Source organism: Rheinheimera soli (assembly GCF_031457405.1).
GTDB classification, from domain to species: Bacteria; Pseudomonadota; Gammaproteobacteria; order Enterobacterales; family Alteromonadaceae; genus Pararheinheimera; species Pararheinheimera soli_A.
The window spans coordinates 15784-38123 of sequence record NZ_JAVDWR010000023.1 but is presented as its reverse complement, the minus strand read 5'-3'; the positions used below and the strand labels follow the sequence as shown (position 1 = coordinate 38123).

General features: G+C 45.9%; 30 protein-coding genes. 18 read left to right on the top strand and 12 right to left on the bottom strand.

Annotated elements, in window-relative coordinates:
* Window positions 1–21: 21 nt before the first annotated feature.
* The 3 genes from J2W69_RS19030 to J2W69_RS19020 all read left to right on the top strand — a co-directional run bounded on the left by J2W69_RS19030 (window position 22) and on the right by J2W69_RS19020 (window position 2083).
* On the top strand, window positions 22–420 hold the full coding sequence (locus J2W69_RS19030) for a hypothetical protein (protein ID WP_310281472.1): 399 nt from the start codon (window positions 22–24) through the stop codon (window positions 418–420).
* 60 nt (window positions 421–480) lie between these two features.
* On the top strand, window positions 481–1281 hold the full coding sequence (locus J2W69_RS19025; protein WP_310281470.1) for an ion transporter: 801 nt from the start codon (window positions 481–483) through the stop codon (window positions 1279–1281).
* A gap of 61 nt (window positions 1282–1342) precedes the next feature.
* Window positions 1343–2083, top strand: coding sequence for a transporter substrate-binding domain-containing protein (locus tag J2W69_RS19020; RefSeq protein ID WP_310281468.1), 741 nt, complete (start codon window positions 1343–1345; stop codon window positions 2081–2083).
* Between the two features lie 43 nt (window positions 2084–2126).
* On the opposite strand, the gene J2W69_RS19015 is transcribed toward J2W69_RS19020, so the two are convergent.
* Together J2W69_RS19015 and J2W69_RS19010 are read right to left on the bottom strand one after the other, a co-directional pair.
* On the bottom strand, window positions 2127–2711 hold the full coding sequence (locus J2W69_RS19015; protein ID WP_310281466.1) for an HAD family hydrolase: 585 nt from the start codon (window positions 2709–2711) through the stop codon (window positions 2127–2129).
* 64 nt (window positions 2712–2775) lie between these two features.
* Window positions 2776–3690: a LysR family transcriptional regulator gene (locus tag J2W69_RS19010; protein WP_310281464.1), complete on the bottom strand. Its 915-nt coding sequence runs from the start codon at window positions 3688–3690 to the stop codon at window positions 2776–2778.
* Between the two features lie 289 nt (window positions 3691–3979).
* Between J2W69_RS19010 and J2W69_RS19005 the strand changes: the two genes are divergently transcribed.
* Both J2W69_RS19005 and J2W69_RS19000 read left to right on the top strand, forming a co-directional pair.
* The gene (locus J2W69_RS19005; RefSeq protein ID WP_310281462.1) at window positions 3980–4429 is read left to right on the top strand and encodes a DoxX family protein; all 450 of its coding nucleotides are present in this window, start codon (window positions 3980–3982) and stop codon (window positions 4427–4429) included.
* Window positions 4430–4513: 84 nt separating this feature from the next.
* On the top strand, window positions 4514–5206 hold the full coding sequence (locus J2W69_RS19000) for a pirin family protein (RefSeq protein ID WP_310281461.1): 693 nt from the start codon (window positions 4514–4516) through the stop codon (window positions 5204–5206).
* A gap of 33 nt (window positions 5207–5239) precedes the next feature.
* On the opposite strand, the gene J2W69_RS18995 is transcribed toward J2W69_RS19000, so the two are convergent.
* Complete coding sequence (locus J2W69_RS18995) at window positions 5240–6082, bottom strand: alpha/beta hydrolase (protein WP_310281460.1); 843 nt, start codon at window positions 6080–6082, stop codon at window positions 5240–5242.
* A 180-nt stretch (window positions 6083–6262) separates the two neighbouring features.
* Here J2W69_RS18995 and J2W69_RS18990 point away from each other — a divergent pair, with 180 nt between their 5' ends.
* The gene (locus J2W69_RS18990; protein WP_310281458.1) at window positions 6263–7129 is read left to right on the top strand and encodes a DMT family transporter; all 867 of its coding nucleotides are present in this window, start codon (window positions 6263–6265) and stop codon (window positions 7127–7129) included.
* 10 nt (window positions 7130–7139) lie between these two features.
* Here the strand turns inward: J2W69_RS18990 and J2W69_RS18985 are convergent, their stop codons facing one another.
* Both J2W69_RS18985 and J2W69_RS18980 read right to left on the bottom strand, forming a co-directional pair.
* Window positions 7140–7526 carry a hypothetical protein gene (locus J2W69_RS18985; protein ID WP_310281456.1) on the bottom strand — a complete coding sequence of 129 codons (387 nt, stop codon included), beginning with the start codon at window positions 7524–7526 and terminating at the stop codon, window positions 7140–7142.
* Between the two features lie 28 nt (window positions 7527–7554).
* A complete protein-coding gene (locus tag J2W69_RS18980) occupies window positions 7555–8157 on the bottom strand; it encodes a DUF2799 domain-containing protein (protein ID WP_310281454.1) in 603 nt (200 codons plus the stop codon).
* 119 nt (window positions 8158–8276) lie between these two features.
* Here J2W69_RS18980 and J2W69_RS18975 point away from each other — a divergent pair, with 119 nt between their 5' ends.
* Window positions 8277–8924, top strand: coding sequence for an acyl carrier protein phosphodiesterase (locus J2W69_RS18975; RefSeq protein WP_310281452.1), 648 nt, complete (start codon window positions 8277–8279; stop codon window positions 8922–8924).
* On the opposite strand, the gene sixA is transcribed toward J2W69_RS18975, so the two are convergent.
* Together sixA and J2W69_RS18965 are read right to left on the bottom strand one after the other, a co-directional pair.
* Window positions 8882–9352 carry a phosphohistidine phosphatase SixA gene (gene sixA / locus J2W69_RS18970; protein ID WP_310281450.1) on the bottom strand — a complete coding sequence of 157 codons (471 nt, stop codon included), beginning with the start codon at window positions 9350–9352 and terminating at the stop codon, window positions 8882–8884. The two genes, J2W69_RS18975 and sixA, sit on opposite strands and share 43 nt — an antisense overlap.
* Window positions 9353–9358: 6 nt before the next feature.
* Window positions 9359–9913, bottom strand: coding sequence for a hypothetical protein (locus tag J2W69_RS18965; protein WP_310281448.1), 555 nt, complete (start codon window positions 9911–9913; stop codon window positions 9359–9361).
* Between the two features lie 171 nt (window positions 9914–10084).
* On the opposite strand from J2W69_RS18965, the gene J2W69_RS18960 reads away from it, so the two are divergent.
* The 6 genes from J2W69_RS18960 to J2W69_RS18935 all read left to right on the top strand — a co-directional run bounded on the left by J2W69_RS18960 (window position 10085) and on the right by J2W69_RS18935 (window position 14070).
* Window positions 10085–10477: a ribonuclease E inhibitor RraB gene (locus J2W69_RS18960; protein WP_310281446.1), complete on the top strand. Its 393-nt coding sequence runs from the start codon at window positions 10085–10087 to the stop codon at window positions 10475–10477.
* A 31-nt stretch (window positions 10478–10508) separates the two neighbouring features.
* Complete coding sequence (locus J2W69_RS18955; protein ID WP_008900266.1) at window positions 10509–11210, top strand: YebC/PmpR family DNA-binding transcriptional regulator; 702 nt, start codon at window positions 10509–10511, stop codon at window positions 11208–11210.
* A gap of 81 nt (window positions 11211–11291) precedes the next feature.
* Window positions 11292–11801, top strand: coding sequence for an inosine/xanthosine triphosphatase (gene yjjX / locus J2W69_RS18950; protein ID WP_310281444.1), 510 nt, complete (start codon window positions 11292–11294; stop codon window positions 11799–11801).
* 86 nt (window positions 11802–11887) lie between these two features.
* Window positions 11888–12436: an NADPH-dependent FMN reductase gene (locus J2W69_RS18945; protein ID WP_310281442.1), complete on the top strand. Its 549-nt coding sequence runs from the start codon at window positions 11888–11890 to the stop codon at window positions 12434–12436.
* A gap of 141 nt (window positions 12437–12577) precedes the next feature.
* The gene (locus J2W69_RS18940; RefSeq protein WP_310281440.1) at window positions 12578–13600 is read left to right on the top strand and encodes a GGDEF domain-containing protein; all 1023 of its coding nucleotides are present in this window, start codon (window positions 12578–12580) and stop codon (window positions 13598–13600) included.
* A gap of 71 nt (window positions 13601–13671) precedes the next feature.
* A complete protein-coding gene (locus J2W69_RS18935; RefSeq protein WP_310281438.1) occupies window positions 13672–14070 on the top strand; it encodes a hypothetical protein in 399 nt (132 codons plus the stop codon).
* A gap of 3 nt (window positions 14071–14073) precedes the next feature.
* Here J2W69_RS18935 and J2W69_RS18930 read toward each other — a convergent pair whose 3' ends face one another.
* The 3 genes from J2W69_RS18930 to ahpC form a co-directional block, all read right to left on the bottom strand.
* On the bottom strand, window positions 14074–14655 hold the full coding sequence (locus J2W69_RS18930) for an excalibur calcium-binding domain-containing protein (protein WP_310281436.1): 582 nt from the start codon (window positions 14653–14655) through the stop codon (window positions 14074–14076).
* A gap of 243 nt (window positions 14656–14898) precedes the next feature.
* Window positions 14899–16443, bottom strand: a complete 1545-nt coding sequence (gene ahpF / locus J2W69_RS18925) for an alkyl hydroperoxide reductase subunit F (protein ID WP_310281434.1) — start codon at window positions 16441–16443, stop codon at window positions 14899–14901.
* Between the two features lie 162 nt (window positions 16444–16605).
* The gene (gene ahpC, locus J2W69_RS18920) at window positions 16606–17172 is read right to left on the bottom strand and encodes an alkyl hydroperoxide reductase subunit C (protein WP_310281432.1); all 567 of its coding nucleotides are present in this window, start codon (window positions 17170–17172) and stop codon (window positions 16606–16608) included.
* A gap of 287 nt (window positions 17173–17459) precedes the next feature.
* Here ahpC and J2W69_RS18915 point away from each other — a divergent pair, with 287 nt between their 5' ends.
* Window positions 17460–18083: a lytic transglycosylase domain-containing protein gene (locus J2W69_RS18915; RefSeq protein WP_310281430.1), complete on the top strand. Its 624-nt coding sequence runs from the start codon at window positions 17460–17462 to the stop codon at window positions 18081–18083.
* A gap of 15 nt (window positions 18084–18098) precedes the next feature.
* Here J2W69_RS18915 and J2W69_RS18910 read toward each other — a convergent pair whose 3' ends face one another.
* Window positions 18099–18719 carry a DUF2238 domain-containing protein gene (locus J2W69_RS18910; protein WP_310281428.1) on the bottom strand — a complete coding sequence of 207 codons (621 nt, stop codon included), beginning with the start codon at window positions 18717–18719 and terminating at the stop codon, window positions 18099–18101.
* Between the two features lie 195 nt (window positions 18720–18914).
* Here J2W69_RS18910 and J2W69_RS18905 point away from each other — a divergent pair, with 195 nt between their 5' ends.
* From J2W69_RS18905 to J2W69_RS18890, 4 genes are all read left to right on the top strand, one after another.
* Window positions 18915–19052 carry a hypothetical protein gene (locus J2W69_RS18905; protein ID WP_310281426.1) on the top strand — a complete coding sequence of 46 codons (138 nt, stop codon included), beginning with the start codon at window positions 18915–18917 and terminating at the stop codon, window positions 19050–19052.
* A gap of 65 nt (window positions 19053–19117) precedes the next feature.
* On the top strand, window positions 19118–20227 hold the full coding sequence (locus J2W69_RS18900; protein WP_310281424.1) for a sensor histidine kinase: 1110 nt from the start codon (window positions 19118–19120) through the stop codon (window positions 20225–20227).
* The gene (locus tag J2W69_RS18895; protein ID WP_310281422.1) at window positions 20220–20939 is read left to right on the top strand and encodes a LytR/AlgR family response regulator transcription factor; all 720 of its coding nucleotides are present in this window, start codon (window positions 20220–20222) and stop codon (window positions 20937–20939) included. The genes J2W69_RS18900 and J2W69_RS18895 overlap by 8 nt, the downstream gene beginning before the upstream one ends.
* 111 nt (window positions 20940–21050) lie before the next feature.
* Window positions 21051–21311: a superinfection immunity protein gene (locus tag J2W69_RS18890; RefSeq protein ID WP_310281421.1), complete on the top strand. Its 261-nt coding sequence runs from the start codon at window positions 21051–21053 to the stop codon at window positions 21309–21311.
* Between the two features lie 34 nt (window positions 21312–21345).
* On the opposite strand, the gene J2W69_RS18885 is transcribed toward J2W69_RS18890, so the two are convergent.
* Window positions 21346–22233, bottom strand: a complete 888-nt coding sequence (locus tag J2W69_RS18885; RefSeq protein ID WP_310281419.1) for a tRNA/rRNA methyltransferase — start codon at window positions 22231–22233, stop codon at window positions 21346–21348.
* Window positions 22234–22340: the final 107 nt, after the last annotated feature.

Sequence of the window (22340 nt, the reverse complement as noted above, 5' to 3'; positions counted from 1 at the left end):
TAATCAGAACAAATAAAAACCATGTGGACACCTAAAAGCAAAAACAGAGACAAACCCTACAGGGTGAAAAAAACCGGCATCAAAGATGAAAATATCGACCGGCAAATTCTGGTACTGCATCAGGCTATTGCGGCTAAATTACTGGCGGAGCCTGCTTTATTGGAGCAGGTCAAAACCAAACTGGAAGAACGACGCGATAACGGCCAGCTTGGCTATGGAGCTTATCTGCACTGGCAGTCCGTGTTAGAGCTTTATTCTCAACCAAAAGAGTTTTGTGCAGGCATCACAGAAGACAGCCCTTACTTACGTAAGTTACGCCGCCGCACTCCTTTTGTCGGTATTTTAACTGAGCAGGAACGGCAACTGGCGTTATCGCAACATAGTCTGGGCACCTTAGCGCAAGTACTAACAGGATTTTAGTCTTGCTAAATCAGCCACTAGCCCGGACAATCACTAAAACCCTTTACTACTTTGTGACTGATGCCTGAAAGCAGTTTTTTACATCATTTACGCTACCGGCTGGCTCATCAGTTAGACCCTGTATTGTATTCAGGCCGCGGTATGTCGCCTCTGAATATAGCCATTGCTCTGGTGATTATTCTGGGTATTTTATTGGCTATTGTCCAAACCGAACCTAATATCCGCCGAGGCCATGAACACTGGTTTCGTTACACTGAGCTGGCTTTAGGTTCACTGTTTTTACTGGAATATATGGCCAGACTCTGGACCTGTGTTGAAAATGATTCGGTCAGAACCCGTTGGCAGCATTTTTTTTCTTTTTTTGCTATGGCCGACTTACTGGCGATTCTGGTTGCTTTTTCGCTTTATCTTGGCAATGGCGGCGTCATTTTACGTCTGGTGTTATTAATACGTGTGGTCAGGCTGGCAAGGCTTGGCCGCTTCTCCATCGCACTGGAATGCATAACAGTCGCTATCCGCAGCCGTACTTATGAGCTGCTGGTCAGCGCCATTTTTGGGCTGGTTATTTTACTTTTTGCCGCCACTTGTCTCTATCTGGTGGAAGGTGATACTCAACCCGAAGCTTTTGGTTCTATTCCCCGCGCAACCTGGTGGGCTGTCGCGACTTTAACTACTGTAGGTTATGGCGATGTGTACCCTATTACCCTGCTTGGCCGTATTCTGGCTGGTATCACTGCGGTAACAGGTATCTGTATGATAGCAGTGCCAACAGGTATTCTGGCGTCCGCTTTTAGTGATGCCATTAAAGAAGCCAAAGAAAAACACCGTCGCTTGCCAAAAGTGCTGGATCGAGAAATTTGATGAAACCAAAGGGTATTGTTTGCTAAATTAAACAGGTCTTGTTTTGCGAAAGTGAGTTTCAATGCGCCCCTGGTTGCTGATCATTAGTATTTTCTGTAGTGCGGGTTTTGCAACTGCAGCTGAAAAAACGACTTACACTCTGGGTACGCACAATATCAGCTATAAACCCCATTACGATTTTAATACCCCTGAAACCGACAGCTTTGCTGAAGCTTTATTGCAACTTTTTGCAACTCATCAGCACATACAATTTAAGATTGTAAATTTACCCGGCAAAAGATTAAATCTTGAAGACGAAGTGGATTTTATCTATCCGGACAATCCACTGTGGCGACAGGCGAGGCAACACCAACCTGAGCTGTTTTTTAGTCAAAGTGCAGTTCATATACTCGGAACTACCATGGTGCCTGTGTTGCGCCAGCATCTACCGCTGAATAAAGTAAAAAGCATTGCAGTACCACGTGGTTTTACTCCGGATCATTTACTTAAAGTACAGCCTGCTTATGATTTTAAATTAGTAGAAACTCCGGATGCTGAGTCGGCACTGAAGATGGTACTGATGGGCCGGGTGGACGCAGCCGATGTTGAACTGAATGTGGCAAACTTCTTATTAGAGCAAATGCAGCAAGCCGGCACTTTAGTACCAGGCACTGCATTGCCATTTTCCCCTGTCAGTTTTCACTTATCCAGCGCCAGACATCCGGAGCTGATCCAGGCTTTTGACCGTTTTTTACACAGCCACAACCAACAGATAAAGCAGCTTAAACAGCACTACAAGCTGCAGGAAAGTTTAACTGATTAAGGTCCTGTTGCATCCGCAACCACACTAGAAACAAAAATCCAGCTCACAGCTGCAACCAATCCGCTAACTCCAGCAGATCATCCACTACGACATCAGCCAGCTCCGCATAAATATGGTTATCGCCATAACGGTATAAACAACAATAGGCACCTGCGTTGCGGGCTGTTTGGATATCAAACAGATAGTCGCCCACATAAAGTATTTGATCTGGAGCCACTCCCAACTGCTCAGCTATCAGCCATAAACCTTCAGGCTGAGGTTTAGCCGGAGCCTCGTCACGGGTCAGCACCAAAGCAATAGGAATATTCAGCGCCTGCATACAAAGGTCGGTGGCCTGCCGCATATTGCGGGTTAAGATTGCCATCGGCATATTTTGCCGGTTCAGTTGTTGTAGCAACACCTCAGCATTAGGCATCCAACTGGCGTTACGTGCCCCCTCGAGTTCAAAGTCGATAATAATCCGCTCTGCCTGTTGTTTCTTCAAAGCACAATCTAAGGTGGCTAAATGCTCCAGGATCAGCGTTTGCTCAGGCCAGCCTAGACGGCGACGCAGCTCGGAAAAATCCAGTTTGGAATCGACCAAAGTGCCATCCAAATCAAACACTACAGCTTTAATTTTTTTATTCAATGCCCATCTCTTTCACTTTGTATTCCTGGTATTAAAGTACGTACAAAACCACAACATAGCCCAGTTAGGCACCAGACCAGACTTTTAACCAGGGGTAGTGGCTAAAGGCTTCACTAAACCACTGCAGTGCTTTGCCCTGCCCTTGTTTTTGCCAGGCCAGATACAACATCGCCTTTTCGCGTGGAATGCTGGTTTTTTTGGCGATTAATAAACCTCTGGCTAATTCGTCCTGAATTAAATGTTTTGGTAAAAATCCAACCCCTAAACCCTGCACCTGAGCGGCAATTTTGGCCTGCATTGAACTGACTCTAAGTACGCGGCGGGTGGTAAATAAACCGGAACTACGTTTAGGCGCATCCAAAGCCGAATCCGATACCACTATAGCCGTTTCCTGCTCCACATCGGCTAAATCAATTTGTCTGTTGATATTGGCCAGTTCATGTTGCGGCGACAACGCAAACACAAACTCTACTTCGCCTATAGGCACCAATTCGTATTTTCCTTTGGGCATATCGGCCGATACCCCCAAAGCAATTTGCGCCCGACCTGTTTCCAGCGCCTCCCAGCCACCGCCTAACACTTCTTCACGCATACTGACTTCGGTCATTTTGCCAAGCGCCATAAATTCATGAATAAGGCTCAGTACCGGCGGATACGGCACTATGCTGTCTTTGGCTATCACAAACTGCGTCTCCCAGCCGGTATCCACTTGTTTAATCGCATCCTGTAACCGGCTGGCTGCCTGCAATAATTCACGTCCCTGTTGCAACAGCAACTGACCAGCAGGTGTCAGCTGTGCTTTTTGTTTGGAACGGTCAAACAGCTGTACTTCAAGATCAGCCTCAAGTTTGGCTATGGTATAGCTTAAGGCGGAAGGCACTTTGTATAAGTGTTCAGCCGCAGCGGCAAAGCTGCCCTTGCGGTCGATAGCATCCAGCGCACGCAAAGCGTCCAACGTCAGAATAGGATGATTAGCCATAATACCTTTACTTGCATGTTCAAATATTTTGAATGATTAACTCAGTTTATTCCGCTTTTTTAAAAATGCAAGCTGCTCTAAAGTACAGACATCGGAACTGACAAGCGGTTTAAAGCAGTCTGACAACCCTAATACAAACCCAAAGTAATTGGAGTTGCAGTGAGGCGACAAGCGAACGAGGCCCCATGAGCATAGGTAACTATGTGATTGGGGTGAGAGAGTCTGGTCAACAAAGCTGCAGCTTCAAGAAAGAAGGGTTTAACATCAATTTATTTAAAGGTGAATACAAATGAACAAAGCAACTTTACAACAAATTTTCAGTACTAACGCAGGTTTTGGCGCTTTAGCATTACGAGTTCCAGTTGGTATTATTTTTGCCGCACACGGTGCACAAAAATTATTTGGCTGGTTTGGTGGCTACGGTTTAGAAGGCACAGGTGGCTGGATGGAAAGCATAGGCCTGGCGCCTGGTGTTTTGATGGCCTTTTTAGCTGGTGCGGCTGAGTTTTTTGGTGGTTTGGCTCTGGTGTTTGGTGTTTTAACCCGCCCTGCAGCAGTGACCTTAATTATCGCCATGTTAGTGGCCATCTTTAAAGTGCACTTTGCCAACGGTTTCTTTATGAGCACCAACGGCTACGAATTTGCCTTAGCCTTGTTAGCAGCCAGTGTTTCTCTGTTATTCAGCGGTGCAGGTAAAGCTTCGGTCGACGCCATTATCGCGAAAAAACTGAACTCATAATTCCAACCAGGTGGCTCTCTCTGCAAAAGAGAGAGCCTGTCCACACTCAGCCCACCGGCTGTAGCTTCAAGTACGAGGGATATTATGATTGAATTAAGACGTTCCGCTGAGCGCGGCACAGCCAATTTTGGCTGGTTAAACAGCAAACACACTTTTTCTTTTGGCCGTTATTACGACCCGGCTCATATGGGGTTTTCAGCGCTGCGAGTGATTAACGATGACGAAGTAGATGCAGCTGCAGGCTTTGACACCCATGGCCATCAGGATATGGAAATCATCAGTTATGTGCTGCAAGGTCAAATTGCCCACAAAGATTCAGCAGGCAATGTAAAAACTTTACCTGCGGGTGAATTTCAGTTGATGAGCGCAGGCAAAGGTATTTATCACAGCGAATTTAACGCCAGTGATAAAGACAACTTAAAATTTTTGCAGATTTGGATCCAGCCCAATCAATTTGGTGGTGAGCCTGGTTATCAGCAAAAAGACTTTAAGGCCGAAGCAGGCTTAACTTTGGTGATTTCTCCGGATGGTCGTGATGGTACGCTACAGATCAAACAGGATGCCTGTTTATCCCAGCTGTTGTTAAGCGAGCATGATGTGATTGAATTGCCAGTGACTGCCAAACGCAACTTCTACCTGCATTTAATTGAAGGGGAACTGGAGTTAAACGGCACAGCTATGCAGCCAGGTGATGGCGCAAAAATCAGCAAAGAAACTGAACTGAAAGCTTTAGCTATTCAAGGACCAGTGCAAGCCTTGTGGTTTGATTTGCCTTAAAACTTAAAGCAGAGTCTATGACTCTGCTTTTTGCTATGGGTTGGAACTAAACAACCACAAAACTGCTGTTTTAAATTCAGCACGCCAGGCCGCTTCGTTGTGCTCAGCGTCAGCCACCAGATGATACTGAGTCAATTCAGCCGGATGACCTTGGCTTAGCACGGCCTGATACACCCTTTGCAGGTCTGGCACCATAGAGTCGCCTTCTTTACCACCCATATAAAAATACAGACGTGCGTCCTTAGCCGCCGGATGATTTTTAAACCATCTGACCTCTTCACCCGTGATCCAATACGAAGGTGAAAAAATACCAGCTTTGCCAAACACCTGTGGAAATTGCAGTATGGCGTAATGGCTGATTAAACCGCCTAAAGAGCTGCCCATAATAGCTGTGTGTTCCACATCAGCTGAAGTTCTATAGTGCTGGTCTATATAAGGCTTCACTGTAGTGGCAATAAACTCCACATAAGCTTTGCCTTCGGCTTTACCAAACTTCGCATGATCCACAGGGTTCAGCTCAGTCATGCGCTTTTCGCCACCGTTATCTATCGCCACTACGATCAGTTCAAGCTGGCCTGCGGACGCCAGCTCATTTAATGTTTCATCGACGCCCCACTCACCCGCATAAGCTGTAGCCTCATCAAACAGGTTCTGACCATCGTGCATATAAAGTACAGGGTATCTTTTATCCGAAGTGGCATAACCGGGAGGTAAATACAATCGCACTTGCCTGTGGCGGTTCAAACCCGGCATGGCAAAAGCTTCGGTCAGTACTGTGACTTCAGCCAAAGCAGTAGAGACTTTTGGCTGGGGTGCTGGTTCCGAACAGGCAGAGATCAACATGACCAAAGGCAAAGCAAAAATCAGCGAACGCATAATATGTCCTTCAGCAAACATAGTGTCAAAAAAGTTGAGCCTACCCAGCTTCGCTGAAAACAACAAATAAAAAGTTGTTACTAAATACAGTCAAAACTGTCGTTAAAAGAGCCACTTGAATTGTGCAAAGCGGGTCGCTACAGTGACGATCTTCCTGGTTTGGTCAGCAGTGGCTATTGCATGTTTTTATCGTCTTACCGTTACTTTTATATGGCCGCTTTAGCCGCAGCTATGATGGGCACTATAGGTTTAATAGCCCGCTACAGTGCTGTTGACCCGGCCAGCCTTACTTTTTACCGCTTAGGTTTTGGCGCCTGTATTCTGGCATTGTATTTAAGCTTAACAGGGCAATTACGGCTGTTAAAGGGGAAACCACCAGCCTTAGTGCTGCTGAATGGTGTGTTGCTGGCCAGTTTTATTTTGTGTTTTTTATCTGCAATTCAGACCATCTCTTTAACTCTGGCTATTTTGCTGGTCTATCTGGCTCCGGCCTTGTCGGCCATTATCGCGCATTTTCTGTTTGCTGAACGCTTAACCAGTCGCACTTTATTATTGATCATACTGGCTTTTTTTGGCTTTTTTATGCTGCAGGAATTTCAGCTTGGCAGCCGTGTTGAACAGCAACAAGGCCTTTGGTTTGCATTGGCTTCTTTAGTTACCTACACGGCTTTTATTTTATTCAATAAAAAAGTGCCTGATACTGTGCCTCTGTATCACAAAAGTTTTTATCAGTTGCTGACAGGCTCGCTTTGCGTATTGCCTTTGGTCGCGGATCAGCCCTGGCCTGAAGCGGATCAATGGGTCTGGCTGGTGATTGCAGGGTTATTTCCGGGGTTTTTAGCTTTGGTGTTTGCATTGCAAGCCATTCAACATTTACCCACCAGAGTGTTTGGGACTCTGGCTTATCTGGAACCTGTAGTGGTTATTATCGCTGCATGGCTGCTGTTTGCCGAACCTATGTCTGTTTTACAATGGCTGGGCGCGCTGCTGATTCTGGCTTCTGGTGTAGCTCAGGCCTGGTTAAGCCAAAGCCCACAGCCAAGCTGATTCAATCAACCTAAGGAGCTACATCCAGCGACACTCTGTTGCGTAAAATCACTTCTTCACCAGGACTAAACAGGTTGGTGTTATGCAGGTACAACTCCAGCCTCATAGCAGGTGTAATACGTAAAGGCCGTTCCAGCACATAACGTTTGGTGCAAGGTAAGCTAAGCAAGAGTTCGTCCTGCAGTCTTAGTTCTAACTGGCAATGGATGCCGTCAGGCAACACGCCAGTCATACTGTAGGCAACAAAATCTGTCTGTTTTTCCGGCCATTGGGGTTGATGAGGCAAGCGACTGCGCTGACCTGCGATCAACAGTTTTTCTGTAGTCCAGGTCAGATCCAAAGGTGCAGACCACACCAGCAAAGGCATACTCAATAACAGACCACAAAAAAGCTTCATCTGTTGTCCACCTTAGTCAGCTCCCTTTTTAGCCATCTTGCTGGATCAAACTAAACTGTAATTCGGCTTGTTTCAAATCACGCTGTAACTGGCCTTGCATTTGGTTCAGCTCACGCAGCTGTTGCTGCAGATTACGGTTTTCATCCAACAGCTTTTGTTTCTGCTGTTTGTCCTTCAGCACAGTCAACTCTTTGCTGTTGTCGTCGATACGTTGTTCCAATTGATCTATAGTGCCGGCATTTCGCTGCAAGGTTTTTTGTAAATTCAGCAGCGCAGATTCAGCCTGATACCACTTACGACCTCTGTCATAACCTAAACGAAACTGCGGCTCTAAAGCACCGGTACACACTTTGTTATAAGCACCGCCACTTTGGCCCAACTCCCGGCCTGCATCGTAAGTGCAATACAACATAACCCCTTCAGCATGGCCTTGCTCATAGGCTTTAAAATCAGACCCTACCCCATGTTCTGCACATTCTTTTTGGTAGCTGCGAAATTTAGTGCTGGCGACCCCTTGCTGGCCATCAGTTTTGCCAATAGCAAACCAGTCTCCAATCTGACATTCCTGTGGACTGATGCTGCTACAACCTGTAAGCGCCAATACAGCTATCAGTAAAACACCTTGTTTCATGTCACTTATCCCTTTGTATTTCTCTTAATTTTAAGACACTTACTTATAGCGGATTAGTTCAGCAAATACATCTTTTTTGCCTTAGACTAAACGCAGTTTTGCAGAAATCCCGTGGTGTAATGAATTATCTGGCCCATCTGCTGTTAGCACAACCCAACACTGATTCCCGTATTGGTAATTTATTGGGTGACTTTTACCATGGCACCCGGCTTGAGTTATTAAGCCCTGCAATGGCCGCCGGTTTATACAATCACAGAGCTGTGGACTGGTTTACCGATCACCATCCGCACGTTCGTGCAGCCCGCTTGCTGTTTAGCCCACAAGTACGGCGTTTTTCCCCTATAGCTTTGGATATGATGTTTGATTTTTGCCTGATTAAACACTGGAGCCACTTTTTTGCTTCAGACTTTAGTGACTATAAAGCTCAACTGTATCGCCAGTTACAAAACGACTTGCCGCAAATGCCAGATGCTATGGCCAGAACCTTTAAAGCAGTGACTGAACAAGACTGGTTTGGCCGTTACGCACAACTTGAAGGTATTCAACAGGCTTTACGCCGTATGGCGCTGCATGGCCGCTTTACTGCCCGCTATGTCTCTATTGCAGATGAATTGCCACAGCTGCAGGTAGAAACCGAAGCAGTGTTTCTCAGCTTTTTCCCGCAGTTACAAAGCTTTATTCAACAAGCCGCCATAGAACAGGCCCCACTACTGGCCTTTGAGCGTTACAGCAAAGCCACAGGTAAAGACCAGAGCAATACCACCTGATCAGGGCTCAAATCAAGAGCTGTAATGGATGCTTTTTTAATATAAAAATGCTCTGCATTGGTATTCAGTAACAGCGCCAGCAACGCAGAAATATCAGGTTCATGACCCACACAGCAGACAGACTCAACCCCTTGTTTGATCAGTTCAGTTAAAGCCTTGCGCTGCACTTCAGGCAGAGTATCAATAATCAGCCAGGCTTGTTTTTGAGGTTCAGGCCAGTCGGCATGCTGATGCAGCAACAGTGCTGTTTGTTCGGCTCTGTTGAAAGGACTGGTCAGCAACAGTTGCGGATTTAACTGCTGTTTTTTACAAAAATCCGCCAGTTTTTGGCATTGTTTAATGCCTTTATCCACCAAATCACGACTTGGATCCGGCAGTCCCAAAGCTCTGTCCTGCGCCGTAGCGTGACGCACTAAATACAGCAGCATCAGGTTTTACTTCGCTTGAGGTGCAAAATCTGCACTTTCAAAATAAAGTTGCTCTGCATTTTTGCCTTTGGCCTGATACAAAATTTCATCCACAGCACCTTCGCCTGTTATAGCCCTCACCAGCAGCTCGCCTTGCTTGAGCCCAATGCGATAAAGCCCGTCTTGCTCCGCCACTGCGCCCACAGCTTTATCCAGCAGTTTTTGCTGCACCAGCACAGTGACAGTGCCAAGCTCTTTGCCACCCCGTTCAAAGTGCCCCAAATAGACTTGTGCATTAAAGGTCTTTAGCTTGCCCTGCTGTAAATCCTGTAACGCAAAAGGCTGTGGCTCCAGTGTGACCAGGCTTTTTGCTGTTAGCGCCTGCAGGACTTGCTCCGGCAGTTCACTGCTGACCTGAAGCACAATCTGATGGGCGTGTTTGCCTGTAGGAAAAGGCAGATGAGAGGCAATGAACTGATCTTCCACCTGCAGTAATACCATGCCGTGGATGCCATGACTGGCATGCAGACAAGCCCAAAGCGGTGAGCTCACACAAAACAATACAAACAAAAATGCTTTCATCAGGACAAACTCTTTAATTCTACTTTGGATGAGTCTGCAACTATCCGTGACAAGGGTCAAGTTCAATACCAGATTGCCATACCAATCAGCCAGAGAATATTGCTATAATCCGGCCACTTGCCGCACCGGGTCGACCGGTTCGGCCTATTAAACTGATGTGGAGAGCGGACCATGCAATTTCCTGATGACGGCAATGGCGATATGCTGCGTGCCTTAATGGACGCCGGAATAGATTTAAGCCAGCCTCTGGCCATCGATTTTTATCTGGTGTTTAAAAACAAAGACTATGCAGAAAAAGCTATGGCCGCTTTAGTAGCGTCAGAGCTGCAAGGTGAAGTAGAACTGCACTTCAACGATCTGGAGCAATGGGAGCTGATTGTCAGTCAAACCATGGTGCCAGAGCATGCAGCTATTACCACACGTGAAGCTGAACTGGATAAGTTCGCTAAAAAATTCAGCGGTCACAATGATGGCTGGGGCGTGATGCAACATCAGGACGGCGATGACGACTTTGATGATGAACATGGCGACGACTGCGACCCTGACTGTGGTCACCAGCATTAATTTTTACTGATACAGATACGAGAGAGAAGCAATGGGCGCTCAATGGAAAGTTAAACATAAAGCCGACGCCTCGGCTGCCAAAGGCCGTATTTTTACTAAATTAGCCAAAGAAATTATGGTTGCAGCCCGTAACGGTGCCGACCCTGATATGAACTCTAAATTACGTGTTGCAGTTGAAGCCGCCAAAAAAGCCTCAATGCCTCGTGAGACTTTAGAGCGCGCCATTAAAAAAGGTGCAGGTTTACTGGATGGCCCGGCTAACTATGAAACCGTCGTGTATGAAGGTTTTGCCCCACATCAGGTGCCTGTTATTGTTGAATGTTTAACAGACAACAAAAACCGCTCGGCCCAGAGTATCCGTGTGCTGTTCCGTAAAGGTCAGTTAGGCGGTTCAGGTTCAGTATCATGGGACTTCAAATACTTAGGCGAAATTGTTGCTCATGCTGTGACACCTGATGCCGATTTAGAAGTAGCAGCCATTGAAGCTGGCGCACAGGATTTTGAAGAAGGTGAAGAAGGCGACAGCGTGTTCCTGACTGAACCTACTGATCTCGACGCCGTCAGCAAAGCTTTACCTGCTTTTGGTTTTAACGTCACCTCAGCCAAGCTGGTGTATCGTCCAAATAATCCTGTGACTTTAGATGACGCAGCCCGCGCCGAAGTGGAAGCCTTTTTGGAAGCCATTGACGCCGACGATGACGTACAACATGTGTACGTGGGTTTAGCAGGTTAATACTGCACACTGACAATGAAGGCGGCCTTGGTCGCCTTTGTTTTTTCTGAAATTCGGGATCTCTGATCAACAGGTGTTGTGATGTTAATGATTCAGGTAGCCTCTGCTAATCCGGCCAAAATCAAAGCCGTGGCTTCTGCTTTTGCTGAACTCTTCCCCGCTGAAACTTTGGATGTACAAGGTGTAGCTGTGCCCAGTGGCGTTGCAGCTCAGCCCATGAGCAGTGATGAAACCTTATTGGGTGCCATGAACAGAGTGGCGGCATTAGCAGACTGCAAAGCAGATTATCGTGTGGCGATAGAAGCAGGTTTAGATGGGGATTTCACCTTTGCCTGGATGGTGATTGAACATCAGGGCAACATAGGCAAAGCCCGTTCAGCCAGTTTAATGTTGCCGCCTGTGGCTTTGGCACAACTAAAAGCAGGTGAAGAGCTGGGGGATGTGATGGATGCCATGTTTGAGCAAAACAATATCAAACAAAAAGGCGGCGCTATTGCCCTGCTGACCCACAACAAACTCAGCCGTAGTTCGGTGTATCATCAGGCCTTAATTCTGGCGATGATCCCTTTTTTAAATCCGGATTTGTTCTGACTGGCGCAAAATAAAGAATTAAGGTTGTTATTCATCCACTTCAGACTTAGTGTAGAGATCCCACCATTTATCAAAGGGAATATGACATGTCTGGATTAAAAGTACTGGCGCTCTGCGGTAGCTTAAGAGCCAAATCAACCAACAAAGCTTTAGTAGAGTATGCAATTGAGCATGCACCAGAGGGCATGCAGATTGAACTGGCGGATTTATCTGAACTGCCATTTTACAATGCAGACCTTCCTGCTAAACCTGCCGCAGTAGAACGCCTGCTGGCTCAATTTGCTAAAGCTGATGCTTTGCTGCTGGCCTGCCCTGAATACAACTACTCTATTGCTCCTGCGCTGAAAAACGCTCTGGATTGGGTGTCCCGTGAACCCAACAATGAATTAATGGCGGGTAAAGTAGCAGCTATTATGGGCTCAGGTGGTGGTATGGGTACGTCCCGGGCTCAGTATCATTTGCGTCAGGTTTGTGTATTTTTAGATCTGCATCTGGTGAATAAGCCTGAAGTCTTCTGTAACGCTTTTGCAAATACTTTCGATAGCGACGGCAAACTGACCGATGAGCGTATTCAAAGCCTGATAGTGCAGCAATTGGCTGCCTTACAAGAGTTGGCATTACGTTTTAAAAACTAAAGACTTAGCAATAACTTACTCTGATAAAAAGCAGATAAAACAACAGAGTTGTGTTCATCTGCTTTCTTTGTCAGAGTAAGACTCAGCATAAGAAGTCACATGGTTTGACACAGCCATCCCCAACTTGCCAAGGACCGAAACTTGCTACAGCGCTTAAAAGACAATTTCCACCTGTCGATGATTACTTTGGTTGGCGTAATCGCCAGCTGTACTTTATTGCCTTACGCTTTATACCGTTTGGCAACTGGCAGCTATTTGGTCGGCATAGTGGACTTGCTGATGATAGCCGTCAGTACAGTTTCAGTCTGGATGGCGTGGCGTACCGGGGATACCGAAAAGCCGGGCTTTCTGATGGCTGCCGTATTTTGTTTTGGTGCCGTTTTAGTTTGTATGAAGCTCGGGCAGGATGTGCTGTTCTGGATTTATCCTTTGATGGTGTTTATCTTCTTTTTAGTAGCCCCCATCAAAGCCTTACTCTTATTGTTACTCATGGTCAGCGCTATTGTGTCACTGCATTTTGCTGATCATTCCCGCATTTTTAATAATGGCTTTCAACTGCTGGCTTTTATTACTACAACTTTCATCACCAGTATTTTTGCTTATATTTTTGCTTATCGCACTCATTTGCAACGTAAAGAATTAAGGCATTTAGCCACCACAGATCCACTGACAGGTGCAGCGACCCGCCATTCTCTGACCGACGAACTGACAGCTGCCATTGATTTATACCAACAAAAAAATAGTGTCAGTGGCTTAATGCTGCTGGACTTGGACCACTTTAAGCGTGTCAACGATAACTTTGGCCATCAGTCCGGCGATCAAATTCTGAGTCAGTTGGTGCCTTTATTAAAACAAATGATCCGTCAGCAGGATTCCGTATTCCGTTACGGTGGTGAAGAGTTTGTATTGCTGATCAAAGAGATCCAACTGGCCGATTTACATCGTTTAGCGGAAAAAATCCGTCATGCGGTTTGGCATCAGTTATCTTTACCTGACGGTTCAGCCCTGACGACCTCTATTGGCATTGCCACAGTGCAACAAGCAACTGACTGGGAGAGCTGGCTGCAACAGGCCGATGTGGCCTTGTATCAGGCCAAACATCAGGGCCGCAATCAGGTGGTGATAGCTACAGGTCCTGAAGCAGACAAAAGCAACTCGTCTTAGACTTAAGTCGAAGCGCCATTTATCCGGTAATACTTTAAGCTGACTTAATTAATCTCGTGCAGGGGTGTTTTATGTTGTCTTTTATTATCAGCCGTTTTTTTGCTTTTCAAATTCTGGTGCTGCTGGTTCTGGCTTTAGCCAACTACTTTTCAGCCATAAAGCTGGGATTTATTCAGGATGTGTTGTTATTGCCTGCTTTAACCGTGTATCTGGTGTATCAGTACTCTAAACAACAAAACGCCTTTTTAACTCAGGCACAAAGCCATAAAGTAATTTATGCACTGATTTTAAGTGATGCGCTGATACAGGCGGTACTGACCTTCAGCAGCCCACAAGGCATTATTGCATCAGAACATTTTGTGAATGCCGCTTTAACTTATGCTGCCGTGATGGTGTTCCATAGCCTGATGATTTATTTTGCTGTCGGATACAGCAAAAGCTTATTTGAAAAACGCCAGGCTTTGAGCTGATGATTAAAAGCGTCTGTGACCACAGTGCTGGCGTTCACATGGAATACCATCATTATCGCCATCAATCATCACATCAGGGCAGTTTTTTAAATAGAATTTAGCCTCGTCGCAAGATAACATTTCAGAACAATGTTGCTTACCTTCACATTGAAAGTGCTGCTCGTACCGGGTTTGTCTAGCGGGCGACACCGGCTCATCTGACGGTGCTGGCTCTGTTATCACAGGTAAAGCCGGGGCAGCATGTGCACTAAACAAATACACAGACTGATAACCCAGCCAAGCCAGAATAGTCACAGTAACCACTACCGATAATAACTGCTGGAATGGCAGAGTGGAGAGCGCAGGCTTTTTTAATGCAGGTGCAGGCGCAAAACGTTGACCCGCTTTGTAAGCAGAAGCCGCTTGGGCTTTACCTTCTGAATCGACTTCAATCTGAAAAAAGATCAGGTCGCCATTGTTTAGCTGATCTGGCTTCTTACGAAAGCCGCTGCTGCAGATCCGAATATCTGGTCCTGCTTTATCCTGCTGCAGAAAACCAGTCCCTTGAGCACTATCCCACTCTTTTAACTTTCCCTGATGTAACATGTCAACGTCCTGTTGTTGCTGTTTTAAAAACACCTTATTTAACCTAAATCGCTTTTATTTTACAAGCATAAAAAAAGGCCGCCTTTCTCAAAGCGACCTTTATCCCCTTCGTACTTGAAGCTACAGCTTTGTTGACTGCTAGCTTTAGCCCCAGTCACATAGGACTACTATGCTCCTGGGGTCTCATGCTCTTGTCGCCTACCTGCAACTCCAATTACTTTGGGTATATAGCGGGGTGAGCTGTTAGTTGCGGATCAGGTAATCAAAAGCCCCTAAAGCCGCTGTTGCGCCACTGCCCATCGCAATAATGATTTGCTTATAGGGTGTATTGGTTGCATCACCTGCTGCAAACACGCCTTTTAATGACGTCTGGCCATGGCTGTCGACCATGATTTCACCCCGTGGCGTTAATTCCACAGCACCACGTAACCATTCGGTATTGGGCACTAAACCAATTTGTACAAAGATACCGGCCAGTTCCACAGTCTTGCTCTCACCATTGGTACGGTCTGTGTACTGCAAGCCAACTACGCGCTGACCATCACCCAGCACTTCTGTAGTTTGTGCCTGGGTGATAATAGTGATGTTGCCCATAGACTGCGCTTTTTTAATCAGCACTGCGTCTGCACGCAAGGTGCTGTCAAATTCCAGCACTGTCACATGCTGCACTATGCCAGCTAAGTCGATAGCTGCTTCAATACCAGAGTTACCACCACCTATCACTGCAACTTTTTTGCCTTTAAATAAAGGACCATCACAGTGTGGGCAGTAGGCTACACCTTTGCCACGGTATTCTTTTTCACCAGGCACATTCATCTCTCTCCAGCGTGCGCCTGGGGATAACACTATACTTTTACTTTTCAGCACAGCGCCGTTTTCAAGCGTGATTTCAAACAAGTCGTTTTTACCAAGCTTCACTGCTTTTTGGCTGTTCATAATGTCCACTTCGTACTGACGAACATGAGACTCTAAGTTAGCCACCAGTTTTGGACCTTCAGTTTCTTTGACAGAAATAAAGTTCTCAATACCTACAGTATCAGCCACCTGACCACCAAAACGCTCAGCCACAATACCTGTGTTCAGGCCTTTACGGGCTGCATAAATAGCAGCTGCAGAACCAGCTGGACCACCACCAACAATCAGCATGTCGAAGTTGTCTTTAGTTTTCAGCGCTTCAGCCTGACGAGAGGCGGCGCCGCTATCGACTTTGTTCAGAATATTGGTCAGTGTAATAGCGCCCTGAGAGAACTGCTGACCATTTAAATAGACTGTAGGCACGGCCATGATGTTACGTTTGCTGACTTCATCAGGGAATACAGCACCGTCAATCATAGTAGTTTTAATATTCGGGTTTACTGCCGCCATTAAATTCAGCGCCTGCACAACTTCAGGACAAGTCTGGCAGCTTAACGACACAAAAACTTCAAAGTTAAACTCACCCTGCAAAGCAGAAATTTGCTCAAGTACAGCAGCTTCTTCTTTAATGCTATGGCCACCTGAATGCAATAAAGCCAGTACCAGGGAGGTAAACTCGTGGCCCATAGGCACACCAGCAAACCGAATTTGAGTGTTTTTCGCAGTAGAGCGCACCAGCATAGATGGCTTTAATACTGCAGGGTCTGTCTCATCTTTTAAATGGATCAGCGAACTTAAACCGGCGATATCTTCAGCCAGACTTTTTAACTCGGCTGCTTTATCGCTGCCGTCTAACGCAACTACCAGCTCCACCGGGCTTTTCAGGTTTTGCAAATAGGTTTTTAATTGGTTCTTTAAATTGGTATCTAACATATTTGGCCCCTTTCTTATAGCCACAGTTACAGCCACCTTCAGGTGGATTGCCACTGCCCTTTTGGACAAAGCTTCGCCGTACCAGTAAATACTGGTGAGCAAAACTCACATATTTGTTTGGAATAGGGGCTGAGAACTCAGCCCCTGCAGTCTTAATCAGACTTAGATTTTACCAACCAGGTCTAAAGATGGAGCTAAAGTCGCTTCACCCGGAGTCCATTTAGCTGGACATACTTCACCGTCGTGGTTTGCAACGTATTGTGCAGCCTGAACTTTACGGAACAGTTCTGCAGCGCTACGGCCTATACCTAAGTCGTGAATTTCAGCAACTTTGATTTCGCCTTGTGGGTTGATGACGAAAGTACCACGTAAAGCTAAACCTTCTTCCTCGATCATCACACCGAAGTTACGAGTGATTGCGCCAGTTGGGTCGCCGATCATTGGGTAGTTGATTTTTTTGATAGTGTCTGACGCATCGTGCCACGCTTTGTGAGTGAAATGCGTGTCAGTAGATACTGAGTACACTTCAACACCGATTTCCTGGAACTTAGGGTAGAAATCAGCCAGGTCGCCTAATTCAGTTGGGCAAACGAAAGTGAAGTCAGCTGGGTAGAATACTACTACTGACCATTTGCCAGCCAGATCCTGTTCAGTCACTGGAACAAATTTACCGTGATGGAAGGCAGTCGCTTTAAATGGCTTGATGGTGCTGTTGATAATTGAAGACATTGTCTTACTCCATGTTGGTTGGTTACTAAAATTGAACTCGCTTCGATGGGAGAGAGAATAGCCGCTCCGAACGATTTGAGATAACGAAATAAATCTATATAGCTAATCTGTTTTTACGATTGAACAACTCAGCTATTTATCTGTTTTTCCACTTTATTCTAAAGTGCCACTATGACAACACTAAAAACACAGGGTTCTGAACTGCAATCTATCTTTGCTGATGAAGGTCACAAAAAGGGCAAAGAATGACTATGCTCAATAAGTCAGGTATAAAGTGGGGGCATAAATTGAAACTTCAAGCAACTAAAGCCCTGACAGGCTGTGTTTTTTTATTCCTGGCCCCTGCTGTGATTGCAGAACCCCCTGCAGTGTATCGCTACCAGCAAGCCAATGGCGTCACAGCCTTTTCCGACAGAGCCCCCAAAAACCGACCTTATATCAAAGTTCGTTTTGATTGTTTTGCCTGCAACCTGAAAAGCACAGTGAACTGGCACAATACCCCACTGTTTTTACAGAAGTATCAGCATGAAATAGCGGCAGCAGCTTTGCATCATCAGTTAGACCCTGCCCTCTTAAGAGCCATCATTCATGCCGAATCAGCTTTTAATCCCAAAGCTTTATCCAAAAGTGGTGCAGCTGGCTTAATGCAGTTGATGCCGGACACAGCCAATGAGGTGGGGGTAACCGATGTCTGGCATCAACAGCAGAATATTCAGGGAGGCGCTTCTTATCTGGCGTTTTTACTGAAACGTTATAAAGGCGATATCAAACTGGCAATGGCAGCCTACAATGCAGGCCCTGGTGCTGTGGATAAACATCAGGGCATTCCGCCTTATGCTGAAACTCAAACTTATGTAGAGCGGGTTCAGTTACTCTGGTCCCGCTATCAGCAAGCCGTCCAGGCCAGCTGACAGGTTTGTCACTGTCTAACCAGGAGTTTTGTCTGCAGCAGCTCTGAGTTGGCGCAGCTGTTTATCATGCAGGTTTTTCAGCATAAACCAGCCCAGCACAGCACCGATCAGAGCCCACAGCATATCGGACTGAGTATCCCAGACATAACCCTGAGTGCCTAAAAAGGCTTCGGCATCTTCACCTGTAGCTAAGGCGACCCACCATTCAATCAGTTCGTAAAAAGCGCTAAAAGCTAAACAAAAACAAATACTAAAAAAACATTGCCAGCTTTGACCAAAAATTAAACCTTTACGCAGAATAATTTCGCGGCAAATAATCACAGGAATAAAACCCTGAGCTAAATGCCCTACTTTATCGTAATTGTTGCGATCGCCGCCCGTCCAGTCACGGATCCAGTCAAATAAGGGCACTTCAGCATAAGTGTAATGCCCCCCAACCATCAAAATCACCGAATGAAGCAAAATTAAGCCATAAAGCAAAGGTGTCAGTGGAAAACGGCCTTTAGTAACAGCCAGCACCACCAGACCAATTAAAGCGGGTAAAACTTCCAGAAACCAGGTGAACTGGTCTTTTGGCTCTATGCCTGACCATATCAGGACCACAAAAAATACTGCCAGCCATACGCCTTGTTTCATGCCGATATCACCTTTCCCTAAGTAGTTAACTCTATCAAACCAATAAAGCAGAAAAAACACAAGAACTGGTTGCAGTCACCAGGTGCAACTGCCTGAATAACCTTTTATCCCCTTAACTCACCGCCGGTCACTTTTAATAAAACAAATACACGCCCTTGCAACACACTCTATATCAGCTTTATTGATGGTGGCGGCATGATGGAAAATATCAAACAACGATGTACAGCTTTTGTCCTGAGTTTTATAAGCCTGAGTTGTATTCTGGCTATGGGTCCTTACCTGACGTTAAAAACAGCACCGGCTTTGGGCACTTTGCTCAGTATACTGCCCTGAGCCCTTGTTGTTTTTTCCTTGCTGCGGTAAAACATCTGCGTTTATTTAATTTTGGAAATCTTATCTTGTCTGATTTTTTTTGTCGTGCGGTTCAGTTATCGACCCGCTTTAGCAAAGCCTATCTGCTGGGTCAGTTGATTTTTGTTTTGTTGTTTTTTGCCAGCTACCTGGTGATGATGCAACCTTTCCTGGACATCCAGAATAACAACATAGCCTCACGCTTTTTAATACGGGGATTGATTGACGGTGCAAGCTCATTGCTGCTCACTCACCTGTTGTTAAGGCCTGTGTTGAAATTATATCTGGTCAATACCCCGAAAAAACTGTTACCCGTCCTGTGGTGTTTTTTGTATTTAATAGGGTTGTCGTTATTTTGGTCAGGCACTTCGATGTTAACGGCTAATCTGGAATTTTTGAAAACAACCCAAATCGACACCGTCAGCTTTAATCATCAAAACCAACAAGTTCTGATGGAGTTTTCTCATTTTAATCAATGGCTTTTGGGTGGTTTTAATTCACTTATCGTGTTGCTTGGCTGGAGCATGATTTATTTGTTTTGGCACAATATGCAGCAAAAAAAGCAATTACAACACCAGATGCAACAAGCACAAATTCAGCAACTGACCTACCAGCTCAGTCCACACTTTTTATTTAATGCCTTAAATTCTGTACGAGCCTTAATTTTTGAAGATCAGCAGCAGGCCGCACAAACCGTCACTCATTTATCTGAACTGCTGCGTATTCATTTACAAACTCAGATGCGGCCTGTCGCCACTTTGGCGGAGGAATGGCAAACCGCAGAATTTTATCTGCACATAGAACAGGTAAGGCTGGAGCAACGGCTGGAGACTTGTATTGAATTCGCTGAAGACTGTCTGACACAAAAATTGCCGGGGCTGACTGTCTTAACACTGATTGAAAATGCAATTAAGCACGGTATTAGCCCTAATGCAGCACCTGGCTGGTTAAAAGTAAAAGCAGAAAAAACAGGCCACTCCGTCTGGGTGTTGTCAGTCAGCAACAGCTACAAGGCGGCCAGCCCTTTTAAAGGCACAGGCAGCTCGCTTAACAACCTACAGCAACGTCTTCAGTTGCAACTGGGTGATAACATTCGCTGGCAGCAGACTAAAACAGAGCAGCAGTTTGAAGTACGGATGGAGCTGCCTTATGTTTAAAACCTTAGTGGTGGATGATGAACGTTTAGCCAGAGCCGAACTCAAGCGTTTACTGAGCCCTTACCCCCGGATCAGTATTGAGGCTGAAGCCAGTACAGCGGAGCAAGCTTTGGAGCTGATGCAGCAGCAGGCTTTTGACCTGGTGTTTTTAGATATTCAGATGCCGGGGTTATCAGGGCTACAACTGGCCTCTCAAATACAACAGAATTGCCGTTTTGTGTTTTGCACAGCTTTTGATCAATACGCACTGGACGCTTTTGAACTGAATGCGCTGGATTATTTATTAAAACCTGTTGCGCCAGAACGACTGGAACGCACTATTCAAAAGCTGGAGCAACAGCAGGCTTCAGGTCAGCAGCACAGTTATTTGCCTGAACAGCACGGCATTTTGCTGAAATTTGGCGAGATAAGCCGGATCAAAAGATTAAACGAAATTCAGCGTTTTGAAAGTATTGGCAACCACACCGCTGTGTACTGCGAGGATGGTAAAAGTTTTTTACACAGCTCTTTATCCAGGGTAGAGATGCGCCTAAACCCTCAGCAGTTTTTTAAAGTCAGCCGCTCCGACATAGTGCGTATTGATGCTATCAGACAAATCGAACCAGGCCTGGCTGCCGGCACCATGATTGCAGTACTACAGGATGGCTCTGCAGTGGAAGTCAGCCGCCGTCAGGTGCAGCAGCTAAAACAGTTGTTTAATGCCTGGGGTTAACCGTATTTCTGTGATTTTGGCCGAAAATCACTTTTTAGCAGGCATAATCTGACGGATCTTTTACTCTGAAGTTGTTCTATCACAGACTTGGATCACACAGAGGATTAAAAGATGAACGAAATGATAACGACCTTTAGCAATGCTTTTGCTGCAGCTTCACTGACACAATGGCTGGTTTTTTTACCCCTGTTTCTGGCTGTCTACTTTTTGCCAGCTTTGCTTGCTTTGGCCTTTAACCGCAAACATTTAAAACTGATTTTAGTTGCCAATATACCAGCAGGTTTTTCCATCATTGCCTGGGGCGCGCTGATCGTCTGGGCTGTGACAGGAAAAATGATGGAAAAAAAACAACCAGAAAAAAGCCCTGTTTAATCAGGGCTTTTCATAAATGGAGTACGTAGTGCCTTTACTGCTGCTGACGATACCATTCGCCTAAAATCAGGCTGGCAGCCACGCTGACGTTTAACGATTCCACTTTGCCAGTACCAGGAATTTGCAGCGCTATATCAGCAGATTTAGCCACAGATTGAGAGACACCAAACATCTCTTCACCGAAGACTATCACGACTTTAGCGGGCAGTTGGCTGCTGTACAGCGATACGCCGCCATGGCTGGAAGTGGTTACCAGGGTATAACCGGCTTGTTTACACAGCTGTAAGGCCAGCGGCAGGTTGTCACAACTTAAACCTTCGACAAACTCAACACCACCTTCAGCAGTGCGAGCTGCAGCGCCGTGCGCCAGTAAATCCGGGTCTTTCATCACTATGCCACTGATACCAAAGTGAGCGCAGCTGCGGGCTATAGCACCTAAATTGTGTGGATTACCTACCCCATCTAACGCGAGTAAACAATCCTGCTTTTTGCGGCCGTTTTGAGTTAAATAAGTGGCCAGCGATAGCACTGGCTTACGTTTCACCAACAGCACCACACCACCGTGATGCTGGCTGCCTGCTACTTTCTCAAGCTCGGCTTCAGACACCACATGATAGGCTTTTTTATTGGCCGCTAAATACTTCATCAGATCAGCAAACTCAGGCGCCATCTGCTCGCTTAAATACAAACGCACCAAAGCTTCAGGGCGCTGTAAAAAGGCAACACGGCAGGCATTTTCACCATAAATTTTCGCTTCTTCCTGGCGGTTTTGTTTTAATACTTTGGCAGACACAGTTTTAAGCTGAGCAGCTTTTGTTTCTGGTTTTTTGGCTGCAGCTGCTTTGGTTTTAGTCCATGGCTTTTGTAATTCTGAACCAGGTTGTGCTTTTTTATGCTGTGGTGCTGGGGTTTTGCGATTCAAGGGAGATCCTGTACGGGCGCTGTCGCTGATTGGGCAGATTTTAACACTGCATCAGCCAGAACCCCAAGCAACTTATGACTTACCGCGATACACAGAATACTTGCCTT

What these genes read in the sequence shown, in the direction of transcription:
- J2W69_RS18990 (WP_310281458.1), top strand. Translation starts at nt 6,263, where the DNA reads ATGTTTTTATCGTCTTACCGTTACTTTTATATGGCCGCTTTAGCCGCA.
- yjjX (WP_310281444.1), top strand. Translation starts at nt 11,292, where the DNA reads ATGTTAATGATTCAGGTAGCCTCTGCTAATCCGGCCAAAATCAAAGCC.
- J2W69_RS18960 (WP_310281446.1), top strand. Translation starts at nt 10,085, where the DNA reads ATGCAATTTCCTGATGACGGCAATGGCGATATGCTGCGTGCCTTAATG.
- J2W69_RS18895 (WP_310281422.1), top strand. Translation starts at nt 20,220, where the DNA reads ATGTTTAAAACCTTAGTGGTGGATGATGAACGTTTAGCCAGAGCCGAA.
- sixA (WP_310281450.1), bottom strand. Translation starts at nt 9,352, where the DNA reads ATGCTGCTGTATTTAGTGCGTCACGCTACGGCGCAGGACAGAGCTTTG.
- J2W69_RS18955 (WP_008900266.1), top strand. Translation starts at nt 10,509, where the DNA reads ATGGGCGCTCAATGGAAAGTTAAACATAAAGCCGACGCCTCGGCTGCC.
- J2W69_RS18985 (WP_310281456.1), bottom strand. Translation starts at nt 7,526, where the DNA reads ATGAAGCTTTTTTGTGGTCTGTTATTGAGTATGCCTTTGCTGGTGTGG.
- J2W69_RS19005 (WP_310281462.1), top strand. Translation starts at nt 3,980, where the DNA reads ATGAACAAAGCAACTTTACAACAAATTTTCAGTACTAACGCAGGTTTT.
- J2W69_RS18980 (WP_310281454.1), bottom strand. Translation starts at nt 8,157, where the DNA reads ATGAAACAAGGTGTTTTACTGATAGCTGTATTGGCGCTTACAGGTTGT.
- J2W69_RS18905 (WP_310281426.1), top strand. Translation starts at nt 18,915, where the DNA reads ATGATGGAAAATATCAAACAACGATGTACAGCTTTTGTCCTGAGTTTT.
- J2W69_RS18975 (WP_310281452.1), top strand. Translation starts at nt 8,277, where the DNA reads ATGAATTATCTGGCCCATCTGCTGTTAGCACAACCCAACACTGATTCC.
- J2W69_RS18995 (WP_310281460.1), bottom strand. Translation starts at nt 6,082, where the DNA reads ATGCGTTCGCTGATTTTTGCTTTGCCTTTGGTCATGTTGATCTCTGCC.
- J2W69_RS19000 (WP_310281461.1), top strand. Translation starts at nt 4,514, where the DNA reads ATGATTGAATTAAGACGTTCCGCTGAGCGCGGCACAGCCAATTTTGGC.
- J2W69_RS19020 (WP_310281468.1), top strand. Translation starts at nt 1,343, where the DNA reads ATGCGCCCCTGGTTGCTGATCATTAGTATTTTCTGTAGTGCGGGTTTT.
- J2W69_RS18965 (WP_310281448.1), bottom strand. Translation starts at nt 9,913, where the DNA reads ATGAAAGCATTTTTGTTTGTATTGTTTTGTGTGAGCTCACCGCTTTGG.
- J2W69_RS18935 (WP_310281438.1), top strand. Translation starts at nt 13,672, where the DNA reads ATGTTGTCTTTTATTATCAGCCGTTTTTTTGCTTTTCAAATTCTGGTG.
- J2W69_RS18930 (WP_310281436.1), bottom strand. Translation starts at nt 14,655, where the DNA reads ATGTTACATCAGGGAAAGTTAAAAGAGTGGGATAGTGCTCAAGGGACT.
- J2W69_RS18890 (WP_310281421.1), top strand. Translation starts at nt 21,051, where the DNA reads ATGAACGAAATGATAACGACCTTTAGCAATGCTTTTGCTGCAGCTTCA.
- J2W69_RS19030 (WP_310281472.1), top strand. Translation starts at nt 22, where the DNA reads ATGTGGACACCTAAAAGCAAAAACAGAGACAAACCCTACAGGGTGAAA.
- J2W69_RS19025 (WP_310281470.1), top strand. Translation starts at nt 481, where the DNA reads ATGCCTGAAAGCAGTTTTTTACATCATTTACGCTACCGGCTGGCTCAT.
- ahpF (WP_310281434.1), bottom strand. Translation starts at nt 16,443, where the DNA reads ATGTTAGATACCAATTTAAAGAACCAATTAAAAACCTATTTGCAAAAC.
- J2W69_RS18910 (WP_310281428.1), bottom strand. Translation starts at nt 18,719, where the DNA reads ATGAAACAAGGCGTATGGCTGGCAGTATTTTTTGTGGTCCTGATATGG.
- ahpC (WP_310281432.1), bottom strand. Translation starts at nt 17,172, where the DNA reads ATGTCTTCAATTATCAACAGCACCATCAAGCCATTTAAAGCGACTGCC.
- J2W69_RS18945 (WP_310281442.1), top strand. Translation starts at nt 11,888, where the DNA reads ATGTCTGGATTAAAAGTACTGGCGCTCTGCGGTAGCTTAAGAGCCAAA.
- J2W69_RS19010 (WP_310281464.1), bottom strand. Translation starts at nt 3,690, where the DNA reads ATGGCTAATCATCCTATTCTGACGTTGGACGCTTTGCGTGCGCTGGAT.